Genomic DNA, 21,077 nt, shown 5'->3' with positions numbered 1-21,077 from the left:
GCATAGAAAAAAATTACGTTTACTGTTATACTAAAAAAGCAAATCTTCTTATAAAAATAAAAAAGCAGGCGGACGATTTGTCGGCTCTTTTTTAGAGAAAAGAAGAATAAGAATCATAGGTGAAAAGAGGCTAAGTAATGAAAACTATTCTTGTTTTGCATACAGGCGGGACAATTTCAATGTCTAAAGAGGCAGATGGTAATGTAGCACTCAATACAATGAATCCCTTACTCGAACAAGAAGCTTTGCTGGAGGGTAAGGTCAACTTGATTGTTGAATCGATTTTTAATATTCCTTCTCCTCATATGACATTAACACGTATGCTTGAGTTAAAAGAGCGAATTCAGCAGGCACACGCTGAAAAAATCGATGGCGTCGTCATCACTCATGGGACCGATACGTTGGAAGAAACAGCTTATTTTTTGGATATCACGCTGGAAAATAAAATTCCCGTCGTTCTGACTGGTGCGATGCGGTCAAGCAATGAAATCGGGACAGATGGCTTGTATAATTTCATCAGTGCTGTATGGACTGCTTGTTCGGAGGAATCTCAGGGAAAAGGTGTTTTAGTGGTGATGAACGATGAGATCCATACGGCTCGTTATGTAACGAAGACGCACACTACAAATGTAGCAACATTCCGGACGCCGACTTTTGGACCGATCGGTATGATCGCCAAGGAAAGAACTTTTTTTGCAAGTGAAGTGCGGCCGCAAGAAATATGTGATATTCAAGAAGTTGAAGGAAATGTATATGTCATTAAAGCTTATGCTGGGATGGATCAGCAGCTGTTTGATTTAGTGGACAATGACCAGACGGATGGTTTGGTTATCGAGGCTCTTGGCGCGGGAAATCTTCCACCGCAAACCTTACCTGCGCTAAAACGACTGTTGCAAAGAAAAATTCCGATCGTTCTAGTTTCACGTTGTTCGAATGGAATCGCTGAGGACATCTATGATTATGAAGGCGGCGGCGTGAATCTTAAAAAAATGGGCTTGATTTTTTCAAGAGGATTGAATGGCCCTAAGGCCCGCATTCGCTTGATCGTTGGGTTGAATAGTGGAAAAAATATGCAGGAGTTAGTAGAATTTTTAAGTGAATAGACAATAAAAAGAGCCTGATTTTTTTGTGATCGATCAACTAGTCCATTTAAGCTTGGATTTTTTGATCATCGCTAAGAATCAGGCTTTTTTTCATTTAGATAAATAAAAGAAGATAGTAGCTGAATCAACGATAATTAGTAAACTGAAGTTCAACAGGTAGATCAAGTGTTCTAAGTAATGTAATCACCTTTTGTAGATCATCACGGCTTTTTCCAGTCACACGAATTTTGTCTTCTTGGATTTGTGATTTTACTTTGATTCCTGAATTTTTGATTGCTACATTGATTTTTTTTGCATTGTCTCGATCGATGCCGCTGATCAGGTCACCGTATTGACGGACGTTTCCTCCAAGAGCCTTTTCGCTATCGGAAAAATGGATATTTTTAATTGGAACTGCCCGTTTTACTAACTTGCTGAATAAAACATCTTTGACTTGCTCAACTTTATAATCGTCTTCTGCAACTAGAACTAATTTTCCATTTTCTAATTTTATGTCTGCAATTGAACCTTTGAAGTCAAAACGATTTTTGATTTCTTTCAATGCGATTTGGATCGAATTTTTGACTTCTTCCATATTCATCTCAGAGGTGACGTCGAAACTTGCTTCTTTTGCTGCCATTAGTTAACCGCCTTTCATTCATTTCTTCCTTTTATAGTACCATTAAATAGCTAAGAAACAAGTCCTAACCATTTTTTGATCAACAGTCGTTCAGAATAAAAGAATCCTCATTTTTGGCTTTTTTTCTTTTCTTTTTTCAGGCAACCTGTTATTCTAATTCGTGGGATTTGACTTGGACAAACAGGACATAGAATGACTATTCAGTATGTTTGGTAATGGGAGGAATTATGGTGGGCAAGCGAGCTGCTTCATATAAACAAAATGAATTACTGAAAAAATTTGCTGTTATTTTTATCACGGGAATTTTAGCGGCAGTTGGATTGAATTTTTTTCTAATTCCCGCAAGAGTCTTCTCTGCTGGAATGAACGGGGTAGCGCAAATCATTGCAACGCTGCTGTATACACATTTTTCAATCACGATCGATACAGGTTTATTTATTTTACTATTGAATATACCGATTTTTGTGTTAGGCTTTATTAAGCTAGGGAAAGAATCGACTATTTTCAGTTTTCTGAATGTTGCTTGGATTTCAGTTGTGACCATGTTTCTACCTATCGTCGTGATTACGGAAAATCCATTGATGAATGCGATCGTTGGTGGTGTGTTGATCGGGATCGGCGCAGGGTTATCTTTGAAGATGGGGTTTACGACAGGTGGAATGGACGTTATTTCACTAGTCTTATCAAAGACGACTGGGAAAACGGTTGGAAATTATATGTTTATGTTGAATGGCATCATTGTTGCTGTTGCAGGCGTTGTGTTTGATTGGGAGAGTGCGTTATATACGATTATTTCGATCTATTGTTTAACACAGGTCGTGGATACGATCCATACCAGTCATCAAAAAATCACAGCGATGATCGTAACAGTGAATCCTGAAACGGTTGCTCAGGCGATTTCCAAAGAAATGGTTCGTGGGATGACATTATTGCCGTCTATCGGCGGATATTCGGGTGTAGAAGGTCGAATGATCATGATGGTGATCACACGATATGAACTCTATGACCTAGAACAAATCGTTTATTCAGTCGATGAGAATGCATTTATGAATATTTTGCCTACGCAATCGGTCTTAGGGCGATTTGCCAATGAAGATGAACAGCGGATTTTTAAAAGTACAGGATCTTTTCCAGAGTTAAAAAAACATAAAATGAAACTCAAATAAAATAAATCTTTGCTTGATCATAAGATCCAAAAAGAGGGGTATCAACATTTATTCCTTCAGAAATAAATGTTGATACCCCTCTTTTTTTCGACAAATAAACTTGAGTGTCTCCTCTTTTGTGAAAGAATGGACAAAAATTTTCTGAAAAAGGTAATTTTAGTAGAAAAGTACTAAAAAGTCTGCTAAAATGTAACTGTTAGTTAAGGGACGCCCTTAACAAATAAAGTTTTTTAAAACTTAGGAGGAATTTTATTATGCCAGTAGTATCAGGAGCAGAATTCTTAAAAGCTGCACGTAAAGGCGGATATGCAGTTGGTGGATTCAACACAAACAATTTAGAATGGACTCAAGCAATTCTAAAAGCTGCCGAAGCTAAAAAAGCACCAGTTCTTATCCAAACATCAATGGGCGCAGCAAAATACATGGGCGGATATAAAGTGGCTAAAGATATCATCACTGATTTAGTTGATTCAATGGGTATCACTGTACCAGTTGCGATCCACTTAGACCATGGTGACTATGAAGCAGCTTTAGAATGTATCGAAGTTGGCTATACTTCAATCATGTTTGATGGTTCTCATCTTCCATTTGAAGAAAACTTGAAATTAGCGAAAGATGTCGTTGAAAAAGCACACGCTAAAGGAATCTCTGTTGAGTGTGAAGTTGGTTCGATTGGTGGAGAAGAAGACGGAATCATCGGTGCTGGTGAATTAGCTGACATCGAAGAATGTAAACAAATGGTTGCTACAGGTATTGACTATTTAGCTTGTGGTATTGGTAACATTCACGGTCAATATCCTGAAAACTGGAAAGGCCTTGCTTTTGATCACTTACAAGCAATCGCTGATGCTGTAGGTTCTGATGTTCCTTTAGTATTACACGGTGGTTCAGGTATTCCTCAAGAACAAATCCAAAAAGCTATCTCAATGGGTGTATCTAAAGTCAACGTAAATACTGAATTCCAATTATCTTTTGCTAAAGCAACTCGTGAATATATCGAAGCTGGCAAAGACAAAGAAGGAAAAGGCTTTGACCCACGTAAATTGTTAGCACCAGGTGTTGCTGCAATCGTGAAAGATGCAGAAGAGCACATCGACTGGTTCGGTTCTGCTAACAAAGCATAATCAAATTCTTTAAACCCTGAGCTGGACTGCTGAAAAGCAGTTCGGCTTTTTTTTATTTTTTTCTAAAAGTTTACAATACGTTTCTTTTTTTGAGCGAAAACGCCTAAAACATGAGAAAAATAAGAAAGAGAATACGTGTTGGCTTTTTTATTATCTTCTGATGTGTTAGAATAGTTTGGGTATATCACAAAAAATAAAACTATTTGTTTTACATAGATAGGTGAGAAGATAAATGAAAAAAATTGTAATCAATGGGAACCACCCATTAACGGGAGAAGTTTGTATAAGTGGGGCAAAAAACAGTGCAGTGGCGTTGATTCCAGCAGCTATTTTAGCGGATTCACCAGTCACATTGGATGGGGTACCAGATATTCAGGATGTCCATTCATTAATTGAAATTTTAGAAATTATGGGTGCTAAAACAACATTTGAAAATAATACATTAGTGATCGATCCAACGGAGATCGTCTCAGTACCGATGCCGAAAGGAAAAATCAATAGTCTTCGTGCATCTTATTACTTTATGGGGTCATTGCTGGGAAAATTTGGTGAAGGAGTAGTTGGTTTACCAGGAGGCTGTTATTTAGGTCCCCGTCCAATCGACCTTCACATCAAAGGTTTTGAATCTCTAGGAGCAACTGTGACAAATGAACATGGAGCGATGTATCTAAGAACAGAGGATGGTCTTCATGGAACGAGGATCTTCATGGATATGGTGTCGATCGGCGCAACGATCAATGTTATGCTGGCGGCTGTAAAAGCAGAAGGGAAAACGATTATCGAAAATGCTGCTCGTGAACCTGAGATCATTGATGTCGCTACCTTGCTGAACAATATGGGAGCCAATATCCGTGGAGCAGGCACAGATATTATCCGTATCGAAGGTGTGAAACAGCTGCACGGCTGCCGCCATTCGATTATTCCGGATCGTATCGAAGCAGGGACCTATTTGGCTTTAGCTGCTGCAATGGGTGAAGGTGTAACGGTTCGTAATGTCATTTATGAACACCTAGAAAGCTTTATTGCAAAATTACAAGAAATGGGTGTGAAAATGACGATCGAAGAGGACAAGATCATCGTTCATCCTTCCCACGATTTAAAAATGACAACGATCAAAACGTATCCATATCCTGGATTTGCGACAGATCTTCAACAGCCGATCACGCCGTTGATGTTAAAAGCTAAAGGAACGGGCGAAGTGATCGACAGTATTTATACGCAACGGACAAAACATATTCCTGAATTAGTACGAATGGGTGCGGATGCATCGATCGAAGGCAATATGATCGTCATCAATGGCCCTGCTAAATTGCATGGTGCTGAAGTAGTCGCTTCTGATTTACGTGCAGGTGCTTGTTTAGTGACTGCTGGACTGATGGCAGAAGGTACGACTACGATTTACAATGTTGAATACATTTTACGAGGCTATGATCATATCATTGAAAAATTAACAGCCTTAGGTGCTGATATCCAAATGATCGAAACAGAAGAAGAAATCGAGGTGACTAAATGAGTGACTATTTAACGATGGCGGAACTTGAAAATAGTACACTAAAGGACATTTATGCCTATGCGAAGGAATTTAAGATCCCTTATTACAGCCAAATGAACAAAAAAGAATTGTCTTTAGCAGTGATTAGAGCTCAGGCCGAGAAGCAAGGGTTCTTCTTTATGGAAGGAATTTTGGATATCGTTTCTCAAGATGGGTATGGTTTCTTACGTCCAATCAATTATGGACCAAGTGCTGAAGATATTTACATCTCCTCTTCTCAAATCCGTCGATTCGGGTTACGTAATGGGGATAAGGTTGCTGGAAAGGCACGCCCCCCAAAAGAATCGGAACGTTATTATGGCTTGATGCATGTTGAAAGTGTGAATGGCAAAGATCCGGAAGAAGCTAAAGAGCGTCCTCACTTTCCAGCGTTAACACCTCTCTACCCAGAAAGACAAATCAAATTAGAAACAACACCCGGCAGATTATCAACTCGTATGATCGATATTTTTTCTCCTGTAGGTTTTGGGCAGCGTGGTTTGATCGTTGCGCCACCTAAAGCTGGGAAGACTAGTGTTTTAAAAGAAATTGCCAACGGCATTACTGAAAATTACCCTGATGTAGAATTGATTTTATTATTGATCGATGAGCGTCCGGAAGAAGTAACTGATTTAGAACGCAGCGTCAAAGGTGATGTCGTATCATCAACATTTGACCAACAGCCGCAGAATCATACGCGGGTTTCTGAACTAGTCTTGGAACGTGCGATGCGTTTAGTTGAAGATAAGCGAGATGTTGTGATTCTGATGGACAGTATCACACGTTTGGCTCGTGCTTATAATTTAGTCGTACCGCCAAGCGGACGAACATTGAGCGGCGGTATCGATCCTTCTTCTTTTTATAGACCAAAACGCTTTTTTGGTGCAGCTAGAAACATTGAAGAAGGAGGCAGTCTAACGATTTTAGCAACTGCTTTAGTGGATACCGGAAGTCGAATGGACGATGTGATTTATGAAGAGTTCAAAGGGACAGGGAATATGGAACTGCATCTATCACGTGATTTAGCAGATCGCCGTATCTTCCCAGCCATCGATATCAAAAAATCAGGAACACGTAAAGAAGATCTGTTAATGTCTTCTGAGCAACTAGAAGAAACATGGAAGCTGCGTAATCATATGACAGGCGATTCTCTGGAATATACAGAGCAATTTGTTAAATTTTTACGTAAAACAAAAAGCAATGAAAAATTCTTTGAAGATTTCCATGATGTATCCTTCGGAAAACAAAGCAAAAGAAATGTAAAAAGATAATTGCATCGATGAATGAATCATGCTATTATAATACTGTTGTATACCGACAAAATAACTCTGATGCAGCAAATGGATCAGGGCAAAGGAGCGAAAAGACTATGAAACAAGATATCCATCCAGAATATCACCCAGTCGTATTTATGGACTCAACAACTGGTTTTAAATTCTTATCAGGTTCTACTAAGCACTCTGAAGAAACAGTTGAATGGGAAGACGGAAATACTTACCCAGTAATCCGTGTCGAAGTAACATCTGACTCTCATCCATTTTACACTGGACGTCAAAAATTCACACAAGCAGACGGACGTGTGGACCGTTTCAACAAGAAATACGGTCTCAAAGACGAAAACGCTGCAGAATAAGATTTCTGTTGAATTCTCAACAATTGTACGAGTTTCCTTTGTGGAAACTCGTTTTTTTATTGTGTTGGAGATAAATTGACATGAATATAACAAAAAAATAGAAATTCAGTTATAATTAAGAAATCAATGGTAAAATAAAATCAGTGAATCAAGCTAGTATGCATGATAAAAGAAGGAAGGAATGGAAGTAGTGAACATCACACAGAAAGATTTTGGCGAATCAACAATTTTGTATTCGCTTACTAATAATAACGGGGTTACGTTATGCGTATCTAATTTAGGTGCACGAATCGTTGATTTGATCGTGCCTGTGTCTGGTGAAAAGCGCAATATCGTATTGGGGTTTGACTCCGCAAAAGAATATATTGAAAAAGATCTATACATCGGTGCGACGGTTGGACGAGTAGCTGGCAGAATCGAAAAAGGACAATTTACAATCAATGATAAGAAATACCAATTACCAGTCGATCCTCTTACTGGAAATACCCTTCACGGAGGAGCCAAAAGCTTTGAATCACGACTTTGGGAGTCTCGAACAGAAGAAACGGAAGAAAGAATTTCAGTGATTTTTACGTATGAAAGTCCTGATCATGAGCATGGTTTTCCAGGGAATTTAAAAGCAGAGGTAATATATTCTTTGACGAATGAAGATGAGTGGATCATTGATTATCAGGCAACAACAGATCAGCCGACAATTTATAATCCGACGAACCATGTGTATTTCAATTTGACAGGCGATGTGACAAAAACGGTTGGTGAGCATTCTCTATTTATTGATGCAGATCGTTTTGCAGTGGTAGATGAAGCGACTTCTGTCACAGGAGAACTGCGGAATGTCACGGATACACCTTTTGATTTTAGAAACAATACTCCAATAAAACAAGTTTTTGAGACGGATTATAAACAAAATATGATGGTCAATGGGTTAGATCACCCATTCCTATTAAATCAAACAGGTTTTGAAAAGCCGCAGGCGATTGTCACTTCGCCTAAATCAGATGTATCGATTGAAATGTATACGGATCGACCAGCTGTTGTTGTTTTTACAGCTCAATTTGGTGAAAATAGTCCAGAAATGAGAGGGACTAAGATGGTCAGCCATGGGGGAATCGCGTTAGAAACCCAAGTGAGCCCTGGTGCTGGTGTTTTTGATGGTTTTGGTGATATTTCATTATATCCAGATCGTCCATTTCATAGCCGAACGATCTACAAAATCAAAAGATCATTATAAGGAGTGAAAAAGAATGAAAAAGTTATTAGGTAGTATTGAAGCTGGCGGTACAAAATTTGTATGTGCCGTTGGAACAGATGACCTAGAAATTTTAGAAAGAGTGAGTTTTCCGACGACGACTCCAGAAGAAACAATGGCTTTGGTCATCGATTTTTTCAAGCAATATGAACTTCAGGCGATCGGTATTGGTTCGTTTGGACCAATCGATATTCATGAGGATTCGCCAACATATGGTCACATCACTTCTACTCCTAAGTTGGCTTGGCAAGGATTTGATTTCGTCGGAGAGATGAAGCAGCATTTCGATCTTCCTATTGCTTGGACGACAGATGTTAATGCTGCAGCTTATGGAGAATACGTGAAAGGGCACGGGATAGGATCATCTAGCTGTGTCTATTATACGATCGGGACAGGTGTAGGGGCTGGTGCTATTCAAAATGGCCATTTCATTGAAGGATTCAGTCATCCTGAGATGGGGCATACAACACTTAAAAGACATTCAGACGATTTATTTGAAGGAAGTTGCCCTTTTCATGGAGACTGTTTGGAAGGAATGGTTGCCGGTCCTGCAATTGAAAAAAGAACAGGAAGCAAAGGACAAGAATTAGAAGAATCCCATCCATTTTGGTCGATCGAAGCGTATTATATCGCTCAGGTAGCCTATAACACAACGCTGATGTTTTCACCTGAAGTCATTATTTTTGGTGGTGGCGTAATGAAGCAGGAACATATGCTGGAAAAGGTTCGTAAAGAGTTTAAAAAACTAGTGAATGGGTATGTGAAAACTCCACCTTTAGAAGAGTATATCGTTACGCCAGCCTTAGTGGATGATCCGGGTACGATAGGGTGTTTAGCTTTGGCCAAAGAGAAAATATGATAATCAAAAGGTATGATGAATAAATTTTTTATCCTATATAAAGATCATGTCTCCTAAAAAAGCTAAATATTTGTGGCAACCCTAAAATGGTGCTATTGTAATAGTGTACTAAAAAATATTAGGAGGGATTTTGACATGGCAGATTTAAATGGACGTTTAGATGATGCAAAGGATAAAGTTGAAGGTACCGCTAAAGAAGTTCAAGGGAAAGTAACCGATGATAAAGGGAAAGAACTTGAAGGCAAAGCGCAATCAACTTTTGCAGATGCAAAAGATAAAGCTCGTGATGCCGGTGATGATATCAAAGACGGTGCTGAAAAGTTAGGCGATAAGATCAAAGAAGGCTTTGAAGATATCAAAGAAAAATTCCACAAACATGATGATAAGTAGTAATTTGAAAAACTAAGAAGCAGTTTTTAACTGACAAAGTTTACTTGTATAACCAAATAATATTGAATAAGGGTGAGACAAAAGCGTACGATTCGTTTTGTTTCGCCCTTATTTTTGTTGTAAAGCGTAGTCATAAAATCATTGATATGATAAAGTTAAGGGAGTAGAGTGTGGAAGGAAGGGATATGAGTGTTTACTGATTGGTTATTGTCGTTGGATGCTTGGCAGCAAGCGTTGGTTGGGACAGGATTTACCTATTTCATGACTGCTTTGGGAGCAGCATTGGTTTTTTTCTTTAAAGAAATAAAAAAAGATATTTTGAATTTGATGCTGGGATTTGCTTCAGGTGTGATGATCGCTGCGAGTTTCTGGTCTTTGCTTGACCCGGCAATCAAACAAGCAGAAGAGAATGGCAGTATTGCTTGGTTGGTCGTAAGTTTCGGGTTTGGTTTAGGCGGACTGTTTTTATATATTGCTGATAAGACGTTGCCACATATGCATTTTGGCCCTAATCATGAAAAAGAAGGGTTACCGAGTCATCTAAAACGTACGATTTTACTTGTTTTCTCTATTACATTACATAATATTCCAGAAGGATTAGCAGTCGGAGTAGCCTTTGGCGCAGCCAACTCAGCGGATGATCCAACAAAAGCTGTTTTGGCGGCAGTTTCTGTTGCTCTAGGAATCGGGATTCAAAATTTTCCGGAAGGTGCAGCAGTGTCGATTCCTTTGCGTCAAGAAAATCTAAGTCGCAAAAAAGCCTTTCTGTATGGTCAAGCTTCAGGAATTGTAGAACCGATCGCAGGGATCATCGGAGCTATCTTGGTAACGAAGGTCACCATGCTATTGCCTTATGCACTAGCTTTTGCAGCAGGAGCAATGATTTATGTGGTAGTCGAAGAACTGATTCCGGAAGCGCAGCAAACAGTAACTAGCAGAAGACACTTTGCTGTCTTTGGTGTAATGCTTGGTTTCATCATCATGATGATTTTAGATGTGGCGTTGGGGTAATGGACGGCATCAAAAAAACAAGTGCTTAGGATGAGTATCCAAGCACTTGTTTTTTAGTCATTTTAAAGCACACGCTCAAAAGGATCTAAGCTGATTCCTTTTTCTAAAACGATTTTTGCATATTCTTGTGCAGAAAATAAAGAATGGTCTTTATAATTTCCGCATTCTTTTGCAGAAACAGCAGGAACGAAATCTGTTTCAACAATAAAATTAAGCACGTTTACTAATGCATCGCGAATTTCTTTTGGTGAATGTTCATTCCACATGATCATATAAAAACCAGTGCGGCAGCCCATTGGAGAGATGTCGATGATTCCTTCTAAATGATCACGTAAGTTCACTGCTAATAAGTGCTCCAGTGTATGAACCGCTGCTGTCGGCAATTCATCTTCATTTGGCTGTAAGAAACGTAGGTCGTATTTTTCGATCAGCGCTTCCCCATTTTTTTCTGTACCAGCTAAGCGCACATAAGGGGCTTTTACTGTATTGTGGTCTAATTCAAAACTTTCAACACGTGCCATGGTATTCACTCCTTCAAATTAAGTAAATGTCGCTTTTAACTATAACAAATACGTTTCAAATGTCAATAGATTGACGTAGGGACTTCTTTGACGATGAGTAGAATGAATTATTTCAATAAAATAGAGAAAAATCACTTTACTTCCTATGTAGTAATAGTCGATACTATGGTAAAATGAAAAAAGCAACTTTCTTCAGGAAGACGAGAGGAGATAAATAAGTATGAAAGAAAAGTATAATGTTGCCATAGTAGGAGCAACTGGGGCTGTTGGGACAAAGATGATCGAGATGTTGGCTGATTCGACATTGCCGTTGAACCATGTCAAACTTTTGGCATCGAAACGTTCAGCTGGTAAAGAACTAATGTTTAAAGGACAGACATTAGTAATCGAAGAATTAGTTCCTGAGTCATTTGAAAATGTTGACATCGCTTTGTTCAGTGCAGGCGGAAGTATCTCTAAACAATTTGCTCCTGAAGCGGTAAAACGCGGAGCTGTGGTTATTGATAATACGAGTCATTTTAGAATGGATCCAGAAGTTCCTCTAGTAGTTCCAGAGGTCAATCCGCATGCATTGAAACGTCACAAAGGAATCATTGCTAACCCAAACTGCTCAACGATTCAATTGATGGTGGCACTTGAGCCGATCCGTAAAGCATATGGCTTAGACCGGTTGATCGTATCGACCTATCAGGCAGTTAGCGGAGCTGGTATCCACGCAATGGAAGAGCTAAAAGCACAAGCAGTAGACTATATCAATGGAACACCTGCCGATCAGCTCAAAGCAACGATTTTACCGAGTGGTGGAGATAAAAAACATTATCCGATCGCGTTTAATGCGTTACCGCAGATCGATGTTTTTTCAGATGAGGATTACACATATGAAGAATGGAAAATGATCAATGAAACGAAGAAGATCATGGAAGATGACAGCATCAAAGTTGTTGCGACATGTGTACGGATTCCGGTGTTGTCTGGACATTCAGAATCTGTGTATATCGAAGTCAAAGAAGATGGTGCAGATGTTGCTAAAATCAAGCAATTGATAGCAGAAGCGCCTAGTGCTGTATTACAAGATGATCCAAGTCAGCAAATTTATCCGCAGGCTTTGACAAGTATCGATCGTAAGGAAACTTTTGTTGGACGGATCCGCAAAGATATCGATATCGATAAAGGCTACCATATGTGGGTCGTCTCTGATAACTTGTTAAAAGGTGCAGCGTGGAATTCCGTTCAAATTGCTGAAACATTGCATGCAATGAATTTGGTTGGTGTTGAATAGATCGCTCCAAAAATTGGATCTTTGGGAAATGAGAGCTTGTTATTATCTAGCTGCATGAGCCAGTCTCTCGAGAAAAAGATAAAACCTGAATGAGGCCAAAAGCGCCTCAGTCATGTTTTCCTATTTTCTTGTCGAGACTAAATAGGTTCATTCCGCTTTTGCTGAGAATCACAGTGAATGAAATGAACTGATGTTGAACAGTACAAGACTTTCGAAGAAAGTGTTGATCATTTATGTTATCTAGCTGCACAGGCTAGCTCTTCGGAAAAAAGATAAAAATAGAGTGAGACAAAAAGCGTCTCAATCGATTTTTCCTATTTTTCTGTCAGAGCTTGACGAGCCTGTTCCGCTTTTAAATGTTATCTAGCTGCACAAATCAATCCTTAGGAAAATAGACAAATTGCCAGTGAGACAAAAAGCGTCTCAAAGTCAATTTCCTAATTTTCTACAGGATTAAACGATTTGTTCTGCTTTTAAATTAGGAGGAAGTAAGTATGAATTTAGAAAATGCAACGATCATTACAGCTATGGTCACACCTTTTGACGAAAATGGTGCAATCGATTTTTCTAGATTGCCTCAATTGGTGAATCATCTGCTTGATAATCATACAGAAGGAATAATTTTAGCAGGTACAACAGGAGAGTCACCTACGTTGACCCATGATGAAGAAATTGAATTGTTCAATGAAGTGATTCGTTTAGTCGATGGACGTGTACCGATCATTTGTGGTGTGGGAACCAATGATACACGGGATTCGGTTGAATTTGTGAAGGAAATTTCTGCTATTCGCGGCATCGATGCTGGTTTAGCCGTTGTTCCTTACTACAACAAACCAAATCAAGAAGGACTATACCAACATTTTAAAGCCATTGCTGAGGCGAGTGATTTGCCGATCATTTTGTATAATGTACCGGGAAGAACAGTAGCAAGCCTTGATGTAGCGACAAGTTTGCGTTTAGCAGAATTAAAAAATATCGTTGCTATCAAAGAATGTTTTGGTTTAGATGCCCTAACTGAGTTGGTCGAGAAAGCGCCAAAAGACTTTTTAGTGTATACTGGAGAAGATTCCTTAGCTTTTTCAAATAAAGCGATAGGTGGACAAGGGGTCATTTCGGTAGCCAGTCATGTTTTTGGTACGGAAATGTATAACATGTATCAAGCACTGGATCAAGGGGAGTTGAAAAAAGCAGCAGCGATTCAACGGCAATTACTGCCCAAGATGAATGCACTGTTTTCAGTACCATCTCCTGCGCCAGTTAAAGCTGTGTTAAATCATTTAGGCATTGCTGTCGGTGATTTGCGTTTACCTCTTGTATCTTGTACTTCTGAAGAAAAGGCGAAAATTTTAAGCATATTGGATCTATGATCCAGTATGAGAATATAGAGAGGTGAAACTAGTGAGTACAATAAAAATCGTTCCCTTAGGCGGCGTTCGTGAAAATGGTAAAAATATGTACATCGCAGAAGTGGAAGATGAAATTTTTGTGCTGGATTGCGGATTAAAATATCCAGAAAATGAACTGCTGGGGATTGATGTAGTCATTCCTGATTTTACGTATTTGGAAGAAAACATCGATCGTGTTGCCGGGGTTTTCTTAACACACGGACATGCAGATGCGATTGGAGCATTACCATATCTGTTAGCCAAAGTCCATGTACCAGTGTTTGGTACAGAGTTAACGATCGAGTTAGCTAAATTAAACGTGGGGGATCATGCAGAGTCAAAGAAATTTGATGATTTTCACGTAGTTGATGCACATACAGAGATCGATTTTGCGCATGCGACAATCAGCTTTTTTAGAACCACTCATACGATACCAGAGTCGATTGGGATCAACTTAAAAACCAAAGAAGGTAATATTGTTTATACGGGTGATTTCAAATTTGATCAAAGCGCCATACCGATGTATCAAACTGATTTTGGGCGTTTAGCAGAAATCGGAAACGAGGGTGTTCTTGCCTTATTGAGTGATTCGTCAAATGCTGAAAATCCTTCACAAGTTGTTTCTGAACTTCAAATTGCAGATGAAGTATTCGATACGATCCGTTATTGGGAAGGCCGTATTATCGTGGCTTGTGTGGCAAGCAATTTACAGCGTGTGCAGCAAATTTTAGACGCTGCCTATCGTTCTGATCGCAAGATCGTCTTGACAGGACAAGATTTTCAACGAATCATCAACACAGCGATCAAGTTGGACAAGTTAAAATTACCAAGTGAAGATTTGATTATCGGTGTAAAAGAAATGAAGAAATATCAAGCGGAACAACTGATCATTCTGGAAACAGGAACGATGGGTGAACCAATCAAATCGCTGCAGAAAATGGCGAATAAAACTCACCGTACCATTAAAATCCAGGAAGGTGATTTAGTTTATATCACGACTACGCCAACAACAGCAATGGAAACAGCTGTAGCTAAAACAGAAGATATCGTTTACCGAGCTGGCGGCGTTGTCAAACAAATCTCAGATAATATGCGTGTGTCTGGTCATGCCAGTCCGACAGATTTACAGTTGATGTTAAACTTGATCAAACCAAAATATTTTATTCCTGTACAAGGAGAATATCGACAATTAGCAGCACATGCTGATTTGGCTCATGAATTAGGTATTCCATATAAGAATATTTTTATCACTGGGCGTGGAGATATTCTGGAATACACGAAAAAGAAAATGACTGTAGCTGGCAGTACAACTGCTGAAAATATTATGATCGATGGGATCGGTGTCGGTGATATCGGCAATATCGTATTACGTGATCGCCGAATTTTATCTGAAGATGGCATTTTCGTTGCTGTTGTGACGATCAATCGACGTGAAAAACGAATCGTTTCTCCTGCTAAAATTACCTCAAGAGGCTTTGTTTATGTAAAAACAAGCAAAGATTTGATGAAAGAAAGCAGCAATATCGTGACGGAGATCGTTGAAAAACATCTCGAAAGCAGCGATTTTGAGTGGAGTAAATTAAAACAAGATATCCGGGAGCAATTAAGCCGTTACTTGTTTGAACAAACGAAACGTCGTCCGGTGATTTTACCAGTTATCATGGAAGCTACACAAAGAAAAGGACGCAAAGCGTCAAATTAACATCTAACAGAGGTTGAGGCAAAAGTCACCTAGGTTCGAGCAATTTTTCAAAAATTGCCGAAGAACCTGACTTTTGACCGCTACTTATTACGTTCTAGAGTGCAAAACAAAACTGATTTTTAGTTTTGTCAGGCACTCTTTTCTTTATCATGACCGAATTTTTTACAGATAGACTTTTTTTAGATACAATTGAAGGGATGACGGGAGGGATAGATTTGGAAAAGAAACAAGAAACACGCTGGATCAAATTTCTTGGAGGGAAAAATTTACTATTTACGCTTGTAGCCCTGCTTCTATTAGGGGCAGTGATTTTCATTTTCCATCAAGTTGGTTTTATCTTCGGTCCGATCGGGGTCGTCTTTAAGACAACTATAGGGCCAACAATTTTAGCATTGATTTTATATTATTTATTTAACCCTGTAGTAAACTGGCTGGAAAAGCATAAGGTAAAACGAGTATATGGTGTATCTGCTATATTTATTGTCCTGATCACATTGTTCGTTGTTGGGATTATTTTAGTCGTGCCGATCATTCAAAAGCAGGTGGATGGGCTAGTTAAAAGTTTTCCTCAATATATGGATGATCTCAACAAAATGGTTGCAGACTTTTTCCATAATTCCGCTTTTGAAAAACCTTTGGCGAATGCATTAGCGAGTGTACAAAATTGGTTCGACAATGTGTCGGATAAAATCGGCAGTTATTTTTCTAAAGCAGTTGAAGGAGCTTCGACTGTGTTTTCAACATTGACTGGATTTGCACTTGTCATGGTAACGGCACCGATCATTACCTTCTTTTTACTGAAGGATGATCAAAAATTCTTTTCATTCGTATTAAGTATTATTCCACCACGCTTTAGAAAAGATGCGAAAGAAATTGGTGCGACGATGAGCAGTCAAGTAGGGGCCTATTTAAAAGGTCAGATCCTTGTATCGATCGCAATCGGTATTTTGACTTTTATTGGTTTTTGGTTGATCAAAGTTCCTTATTCTGGAACCTTATCGATCATTGTTGGTGTGACAGCTGTGATTCCTTATATTGGTCCAGTGATTGCATTTATTCCAGCTGCGATCGTTGCTTTGATGGTTTCATTCGGGATGTTTATCAAAATGAGTATTGTTTGGATGATCGTACAAATGCTGAATGGTCATTTAATTGCGCCGCAAGTGATGGGAAAACGTCTTGTTGTGCATCCGCTGACCATTGTGATCGTTTTATTAGTGATGGGCGATCTACTCGGCATGTTTGGTCTGATTTTTGGAATTCCGATTTATGCGATTGCTAAAGTACTTGTGACGTACCTATTTCGTAAATTTAAACAGCGCTATAATCAGTATTATGGAGATAGTGGAGAATATGAGGATACAGAGTTTTCTAAAGAAGAATATCTAGATGAATAAACGGAAAAAGTGGATTAGTCGAACGTATGAAAAGAAGAGACTTGTTCACTTTTTCTTTTTAATTGTTCAAATAGAGTTCGTATCTTTTGTAATACAAATTTTTAGGCGGTACAATTTAACTAAGGTAAAAAAATGTGGATTTACGAGGAGAGATAATTATGAGGCGATTAGTAAAAACCTTATTTGGATTGATCGCATTAGTACTTTTCATTGGAACACTGGGCCTGCTTAGTCAAGTGGTTCAAATTCCTTGGTTATCTTCAACAGTTGGGCGTTTTATCGTTGGTCATTTATGGCTATTCTCATTCTTTGAATGGATTTTGTTGATTTTAGGCGGTCTATTGACTCTTATTTTATTGCTTGTTTTATCCGTTTCTGCACGCCGCAAGCGGTTAGTCGTAAAAGATGGATCGAATCGTACGGAAATTCTTAGAAGTACGCTTGTCCAAATTGTGCAAAATGCCTATGATTCAATGATCCATCCAGATAAAACAAAAGTGACTGTCAAGATCAAAGGAAAAGAAAAGGTACTTGTTAAACTGAAGATCGATGTTCGCAGTAAGGAAGACTTTGCACCAATGGCAGATAAAATCAAATGGCAAGTAGATGAAGCGTTGTCTAAAGCTTTAGAATCGATCGAAAGTAGTGTGATCGTTACTGTAAAAGAAAAGGCTCCTACAGATTCTGCTTCTTTTGGAAAAAAACATTCACGAGTTGTTTAGGAGGGAAAAATGATGGATCAAAAGCAAAAAGAAGAGTGGTTCAAACAACTTAAACCGTACCGCTTTAGAATTATTTGGACAACCTTGTTTTTCTTATTGGCAATACTTTTTCTTTGGATCGGCTTTGGGAAAACCTTGGTTTTGTTGATTTTTGGTACAATAGGCTATCTTATCGGTAAAATGCGGGATGAAGACTTAGATATCTATTCCTTGATCGATGCAGTACGCGGAATGATAGGAATTTAAACAAAAAAATTTTGAGAGGAGAAAATAAAAATGACAGAAGAAATGAAAGAAACTGTAGGTGGATTAAAATCAAAGCTGACTTTTGATGATGTAGTGATCAAAAAAATCGTAGGTGTTGTTATTTCAGATATCGACGGTATATTAGGCTTGAGTGGAAACTTGTTCACGGACTTTGCGGAACGTTTTAGAGATAATGAAGACTTAACAAAAGGCATCGATGTTGAGGTTGGAACAAAACAAGTAGCCGTTGATGTTTCTGTTATTTGTCAGTATGATGTTGATATTTCTATGTTATTCGACAAAACGGTTGAGAAGATCAAAGATGCGATCCATTATATGACCGGATTGGATCTTGTGGAATTCAATATGAATGTCGGTGATGTCATGACCAAAGAACAATACTTGGAAAAATATCGAGGAAAAGATGTTACTGATGCTGCAAAAGCTGCAAACTAAATTAAGCTAATGATGTGACAAAACGTGTGGAACCTAGAAAATTCAGGTTCCACACGTTTTTTTGTTAAAAAATAATGTGTTCGATCGCTAAAAGATCTTGTTTGATGCTTAATCCATCTTGTTGTGCGCTACCTAAGTAGCCTGTCAGTTTGCCGTTCTTTCCGATTACACGATGACAGGGAATAATGATTGGAAGTGGGTTTTTACTATTCGCTTGTCCTATTGCACGAACGGCTTTTGGAGAATCTACTGCAATAGCAATATCTAAATAACTGCGCGTTTCACCATATGGAATCTTAGTGAGAGCTTGCCAAACCTTTTGTTGAAAGACTGTGCCAGTTTGAATTGATAAAGGAACGTCAAAGGATGTTCGCTTTCCTGAAAAATAGTCAGCCAATTCATCTGCCGCTTGTCGTGTATATCGATTGTCATGGTGATCTGTCAGTTCAGTAAAAGAAATATTTGTCAGGCCTTGATCATTCGCATCGAGCCAAATGAAACCAAAAGGTGCTTGTACTTTCACTTCGAGCCTCCTGTATTTTCGTCGTTACTTTATTATACTTCAAGTCTAAATATGGTACTATACTTTTATATACTGAATTTTGGAGGTGCTATGATGGAAGAAATCGTCATCTTTCACACAAATGATCTACATTCCCACCTAGAAAACTGGCCAAAGATCAGACGTTATCTGACGAGTCAAAAAGAGAAGTATCTCCGTACAGGAAAAACAGTTCTAGCAGTTGACCTTGGGGATTTTGTCGATCGCTGGCACCCACTGACTGAAGCGACTGATGGGCAGGCAAACATTGAGCTGATGAATACGATCGGCTATGATGCAGCAACGATCGGGAATAATGAAGGCGTAGGGAATTCTAAAGAACAGCTGAACCATTTGTATGATCATCGGAATTTCGATGTGTTGCTGGCAAATTTACAAGATAAAGAAACCGGGGAAACTCCGGAGTGGTCTGAGCCATTCAAACTCATAGAAACAGCAGATAATACTAAAATTGGACTTATTGCTTTAACGGCTCCTTTTCCTTTGACTTATGAACCGAATGGCTGGACGATCCATACTGCTAAATCAGTTTTGCCATCGTTACTTACAAAGGTCCGTCCTACGTGTGACATTTTGATCTTGATGAGCCATCTAGGGATTGATGAAGATATCAGGCTGGCCAATGAATTTCCGGAAATCGATATTTTATTAGGCTCACATACACATCATTTATTTAGGCATGGAGAAAAAATCAATCAGACACAATTATCCGCAGCAGGGAAATTCGGGCATTATATTGGAGAGGTCCATGTAACAGTTGAACAAAACAAGATCGTTCATAGTACAGCAAAAGCCTTACCGACAGAGGATCTACCGGAAGAAGTAGAGGATCAAAAAGAAATTCAGGATTACTTGACATTAGGCCACCAGCTATTACAGGCTGAGCAGCTCGCTGAGATTCCATACCCACTCTCTATCGACCTAAATACAGAACATTCATTGATGACGACCGCTTTAAGCGCATTAAAAGAAAAAGCCGGAACAGAGGCTGCTGTATTGAATAATGGTCTATTTTTAACAGATATACCAAAAGGAATCGTTGACAAAGATCAGTTGCATGAAAGCTTACCGCATCCTATGCATTTGATTCGAGTGACTCTTTCAGGTGCTGATTTTGTTCGGATGCTTCAGGAAATGGAGAAAAACCGACATTATTTACGTAAATTTCCTATTTCTGGAATGGGTTTTCGCGGAAAGGTTTTCGGGGAATTATATTATGATGGTTTTTCTTATGATAAACAAACGCGACAAGGCTTTTGGCAAAATCGACCAATTGATCCACAAAAAAATTATACGTTTACGACAGTCGATCATTTTATGTTTATCCCATTTTTCCCAACTATCGAAATAGCTGGAGAAATTGAATTTATCTTCCCGGAATTTTTGCGAACGGTTTTGGGAGACTACTTAGCTGCCCACTATCCAATCCAGTAAAAACAAGGTATAATAAAAATCAGGTGGTGTAAATATGACAGAAAAAACAAAGAAACCATACAAGTCGGCAAAGCCGGTAAAGCATAAAGAAGAAGCAACCTTAACCGATGAACTTACAGCAGTTCTCGAAGAGATAAAAGAAGAACCAGTTAAAGAAAAGAAGAAAGGCGAGATCGTGACGCTTATCGACGATGATCATTTAACGATCGGAGATCGTCAATATCAACTGGTCAAGAACCATCGTGAAGCGTTTGACAGTGAGCGTTTAGGTGAACGATTCAGTGATGTTTTGTCAAAATATGACTATATCGTTGGCGATTGGGGCTATGATCAGCTACGATTAAAAGGGTTCTTTAGTGATTCAAATCGTAAAGCTGCACCAGAGCAGCGCATCGATACCTTAGAGGATTATCTTTATGAGTATTGCAATTTCGGCTGCGCTTATTTTGTGATCGAACGCATCGGCGGAAAAAGAGAAAAACAACAAACACGTCGTAAAAAGAACAATAAAAAACCTGCAAATAAAAATCAGGCACATACAGAAGAAAAACGCACACCAGTGCCAAATAAAACCAAACCAGTGATCAAAAACCGTAAAGAAAATGAACAGAAAAAAACAACGGTCGGTAAACAAGAAAGTACAGGCAGTCAAGGCCGTTCATTTACGATTCGTCAACGTGAGGAGTAA

At 38.9% G+C, this 21,077-nt stretch carries 22 protein-coding genes; 19 read left to right on the top strand and 3 right to left on the bottom strand.

Features of this window, described 5'->3' with window-relative positions:
• Positions 1–137: 137 nt before the first annotated feature.
• A complete protein-coding gene (locus A5889_RS03750; protein ID WP_087641396.1) occupies positions 138–1,103 on the top strand; it encodes an asparaginase in 966 nt (321 codons plus the stop codon).
• 124 nt (positions 1,104–1,227) lie between these two features.
• Here A5889_RS03750 and A5889_RS03745 read toward each other — a convergent pair whose 3' ends face one another.
• Positions 1,228–1,722 carry a YajQ family cyclic di-GMP-binding protein gene (locus A5889_RS03745; RefSeq protein ID WP_087641397.1) on the bottom strand — a complete coding sequence of 165 codons (495 nt, stop codon included), beginning with the start codon at positions 1,720–1,722 and terminating at the stop codon, positions 1,228–1,230.
• A 227-nt stretch (positions 1,723–1,949) separates the two neighbouring features.
• Here A5889_RS03745 and A5889_RS03740 point away from each other — a divergent pair, with 227 nt between their 5' ends.
• The 9 genes from A5889_RS03740 (at position 1,950) to A5889_RS03700 (ending at position 10,685) form a co-directional block, all read left to right on the top strand.
• Positions 1,950–2,888: a YitT family protein gene (locus A5889_RS03740; protein ID WP_242585714.1), complete on the top strand. Its 939-nt coding sequence runs from the start codon at positions 1,950–1,952 to the stop codon at positions 2,886–2,888.
• Positions 2,889–3,142: 254 nt separating this feature from the next.
• Complete coding sequence (locus A5889_RS03735) at positions 3,143–4,012, top strand: class II fructose-bisphosphate aldolase (RefSeq protein ID WP_087641399.1); 870 nt, start codon at positions 3,143–3,145, stop codon at positions 4,010–4,012.
• 232 nt (positions 4,013–4,244) lie between these two features.
• Positions 4,245–5,525 carry a UDP-N-acetylglucosamine 1-carboxyvinyltransferase gene (locus A5889_RS03730; RefSeq protein ID WP_087641400.1) on the top strand — a complete coding sequence of 427 codons (1,281 nt, stop codon included), beginning with the start codon at positions 4,245–4,247 and terminating at the stop codon, positions 5,523–5,525.
• Positions 5,522–6,814: a transcription termination factor Rho gene (gene rho, locus A5889_RS03725; RefSeq protein WP_087641401.1), complete on the top strand. Its 1,293-nt coding sequence runs from the start codon at positions 5,522–5,524 to the stop codon at positions 6,812–6,814. The genes A5889_RS03730 and rho overlap by 4 nt, the downstream gene beginning before the upstream one ends.
• Positions 6,815–6,912: 98 nt before the next feature.
• Positions 6,913–7,176: a type B 50S ribosomal protein L31 gene (locus tag A5889_RS03720; RefSeq protein ID WP_087641402.1), complete on the top strand. Its 264-nt coding sequence runs from the start codon at positions 6,913–6,915 to the stop codon at positions 7,174–7,176.
• Between the two features lie 181 nt (positions 7,177–7,357).
• The gene (locus A5889_RS03715) at positions 7,358–8,407 is read left to right on the top strand and encodes an aldose epimerase family protein (protein ID WP_176372850.1); all 1,050 of its coding nucleotides are present in this window, start codon (positions 7,358–7,360) and stop codon (positions 8,405–8,407) included.
• A 13-nt stretch (positions 8,408–8,420) separates the two neighbouring features.
• Complete coding sequence (scrK, locus tag A5889_RS03710; RefSeq protein ID WP_087641403.1) at positions 8,421–9,284, top strand: fructokinase ScrK; 864 nt, start codon at positions 8,421–8,423, stop codon at positions 9,282–9,284.
• Between the two features lie 135 nt (positions 9,285–9,419).
• Positions 9,420–9,674 carry a YtxH domain-containing protein gene (locus A5889_RS03705; protein ID WP_087641404.1) on the top strand — a complete coding sequence of 85 codons (255 nt, stop codon included), beginning with the start codon at positions 9,420–9,422 and terminating at the stop codon, positions 9,672–9,674.
• Positions 9,675–9,863: 189 nt separating this feature from the next.
• Positions 9,864–10,685, top strand: coding sequence for a ZIP family metal transporter (locus A5889_RS03700; protein ID WP_087641405.1), 822 nt, complete (start codon positions 9,864–9,866; stop codon positions 10,683–10,685).
• Positions 10,686–10,747: 62 nt separating this feature from the next.
• Here A5889_RS03700 and A5889_RS03695 read toward each other — a convergent pair whose 3' ends face one another.
• Positions 10,748–11,206 (bottom strand): S-ribosylhomocysteine lyase, encoded by a 459-nt coding sequence (locus A5889_RS03695; RefSeq protein ID WP_087641406.1) that lies wholly within the window; start codon positions 11,204–11,206, stop codon positions 10,748–10,750.
• Between the two features lie 220 nt (positions 11,207–11,426).
• Here A5889_RS03695 and A5889_RS03690 point away from each other — a divergent pair, with 220 nt between their 5' ends.
• The 7 genes from A5889_RS03690 to A5889_RS03660 all read left to right on the top strand — a co-directional run bounded on the left by A5889_RS03690 (position 11,427) and on the right by A5889_RS03660 (position 18,393).
• Positions 11,427–12,485 carry an aspartate-semialdehyde dehydrogenase gene (locus tag A5889_RS03690; RefSeq protein WP_087641407.1) on the top strand — a complete coding sequence of 353 codons (1,059 nt, stop codon included), beginning with the start codon at positions 11,427–11,429 and terminating at the stop codon, positions 12,483–12,485.
• Positions 12,486–12,979: 494 nt separating this feature from the next.
• Positions 12,980–13,852: a 4-hydroxy-tetrahydrodipicolinate synthase gene (gene dapA, locus A5889_RS03685; protein ID WP_087641408.1), complete on the top strand. Its 873-nt coding sequence runs from the start codon at positions 12,980–12,982 to the stop codon at positions 13,850–13,852.
• Positions 13,853–13,883: 31 nt separating this feature from the next.
• Positions 13,884–15,572 (top strand): ribonuclease J, encoded by a 1,689-nt coding sequence (locus A5889_RS03680; protein WP_087641409.1) that lies wholly within the window; start codon positions 13,884–13,886, stop codon positions 15,570–15,572.
• Between the two features lie 215 nt (positions 15,573–15,787).
• Positions 15,788–16,969: an AI-2E family transporter gene (locus A5889_RS03675; protein ID WP_087641410.1), complete on the top strand. Its 1,182-nt coding sequence runs from the start codon at positions 15,788–15,790 to the stop codon at positions 16,967–16,969.
• 158 nt (positions 16,970–17,127) lie between these two features.
• Positions 17,128–17,691 (top strand): alkaline shock response membrane anchor protein AmaP, encoded by a 564-nt coding sequence (gene amaP, locus A5889_RS03670; protein WP_087641411.1) that lies wholly within the window; start codon positions 17,128–17,130, stop codon positions 17,689–17,691.
• A 12-nt stretch (positions 17,692–17,703) separates the two neighbouring features.
• Positions 17,704–17,937: a DUF2273 domain-containing protein gene (locus A5889_RS03665; protein ID WP_087641412.1), complete on the top strand. Its 234-nt coding sequence runs from the start codon at positions 17,704–17,706 to the stop codon at positions 17,935–17,937.
• Between the two features lie 30 nt (positions 17,938–17,967).
• Positions 17,968–18,393 carry an Asp23/Gls24 family envelope stress response protein gene (locus A5889_RS03660; protein WP_087641413.1) on the top strand — a complete coding sequence of 142 codons (426 nt, stop codon included), beginning with the start codon at positions 17,968–17,970 and terminating at the stop codon, positions 18,391–18,393.
• A 64-nt stretch (positions 18,394–18,457) separates the two neighbouring features.
• Here the strand turns inward: A5889_RS03660 and A5889_RS03655 are convergent, their stop codons facing one another.
• A complete protein-coding gene (locus A5889_RS03655; RefSeq protein ID WP_087641414.1) occupies positions 18,458–18,916 on the bottom strand; it encodes a methylated-DNA--[protein]-cysteine S-methyltransferase in 459 nt (152 codons plus the stop codon).
• Between the two features lie 93 nt (positions 18,917–19,009).
• Between A5889_RS03655 and A5889_RS03650 the strand changes: the two genes are divergently transcribed.
• Complete coding sequence (locus A5889_RS03650) at positions 19,010–20,389, top strand: bifunctional metallophosphatase/5'-nucleotidase (RefSeq protein WP_087641415.1); 1,380 nt, start codon at positions 19,010–19,012, stop codon at positions 20,387–20,389.
• Between the two features lie 34 nt (positions 20,390–20,423).
• Entirely contained in the window at positions 20,424–21,077 is a 654-nt protein-coding gene (locus A5889_RS03645; RefSeq protein ID WP_087641416.1) for a YutD family protein, read from the top strand.

The sequence above is a fragment of the Enterococcus sp. 9D6_DIV0238 genome, from assembly GCF_002174455.2.
Lineage (GTDB): Bacteria > Bacillota > Bacilli > Lactobacillales > Enterococcaceae > Enterococcus_L > Enterococcus_L dunnyi.
This window is presented reverse-complemented; position numbering and strand designations above follow the sequence as displayed.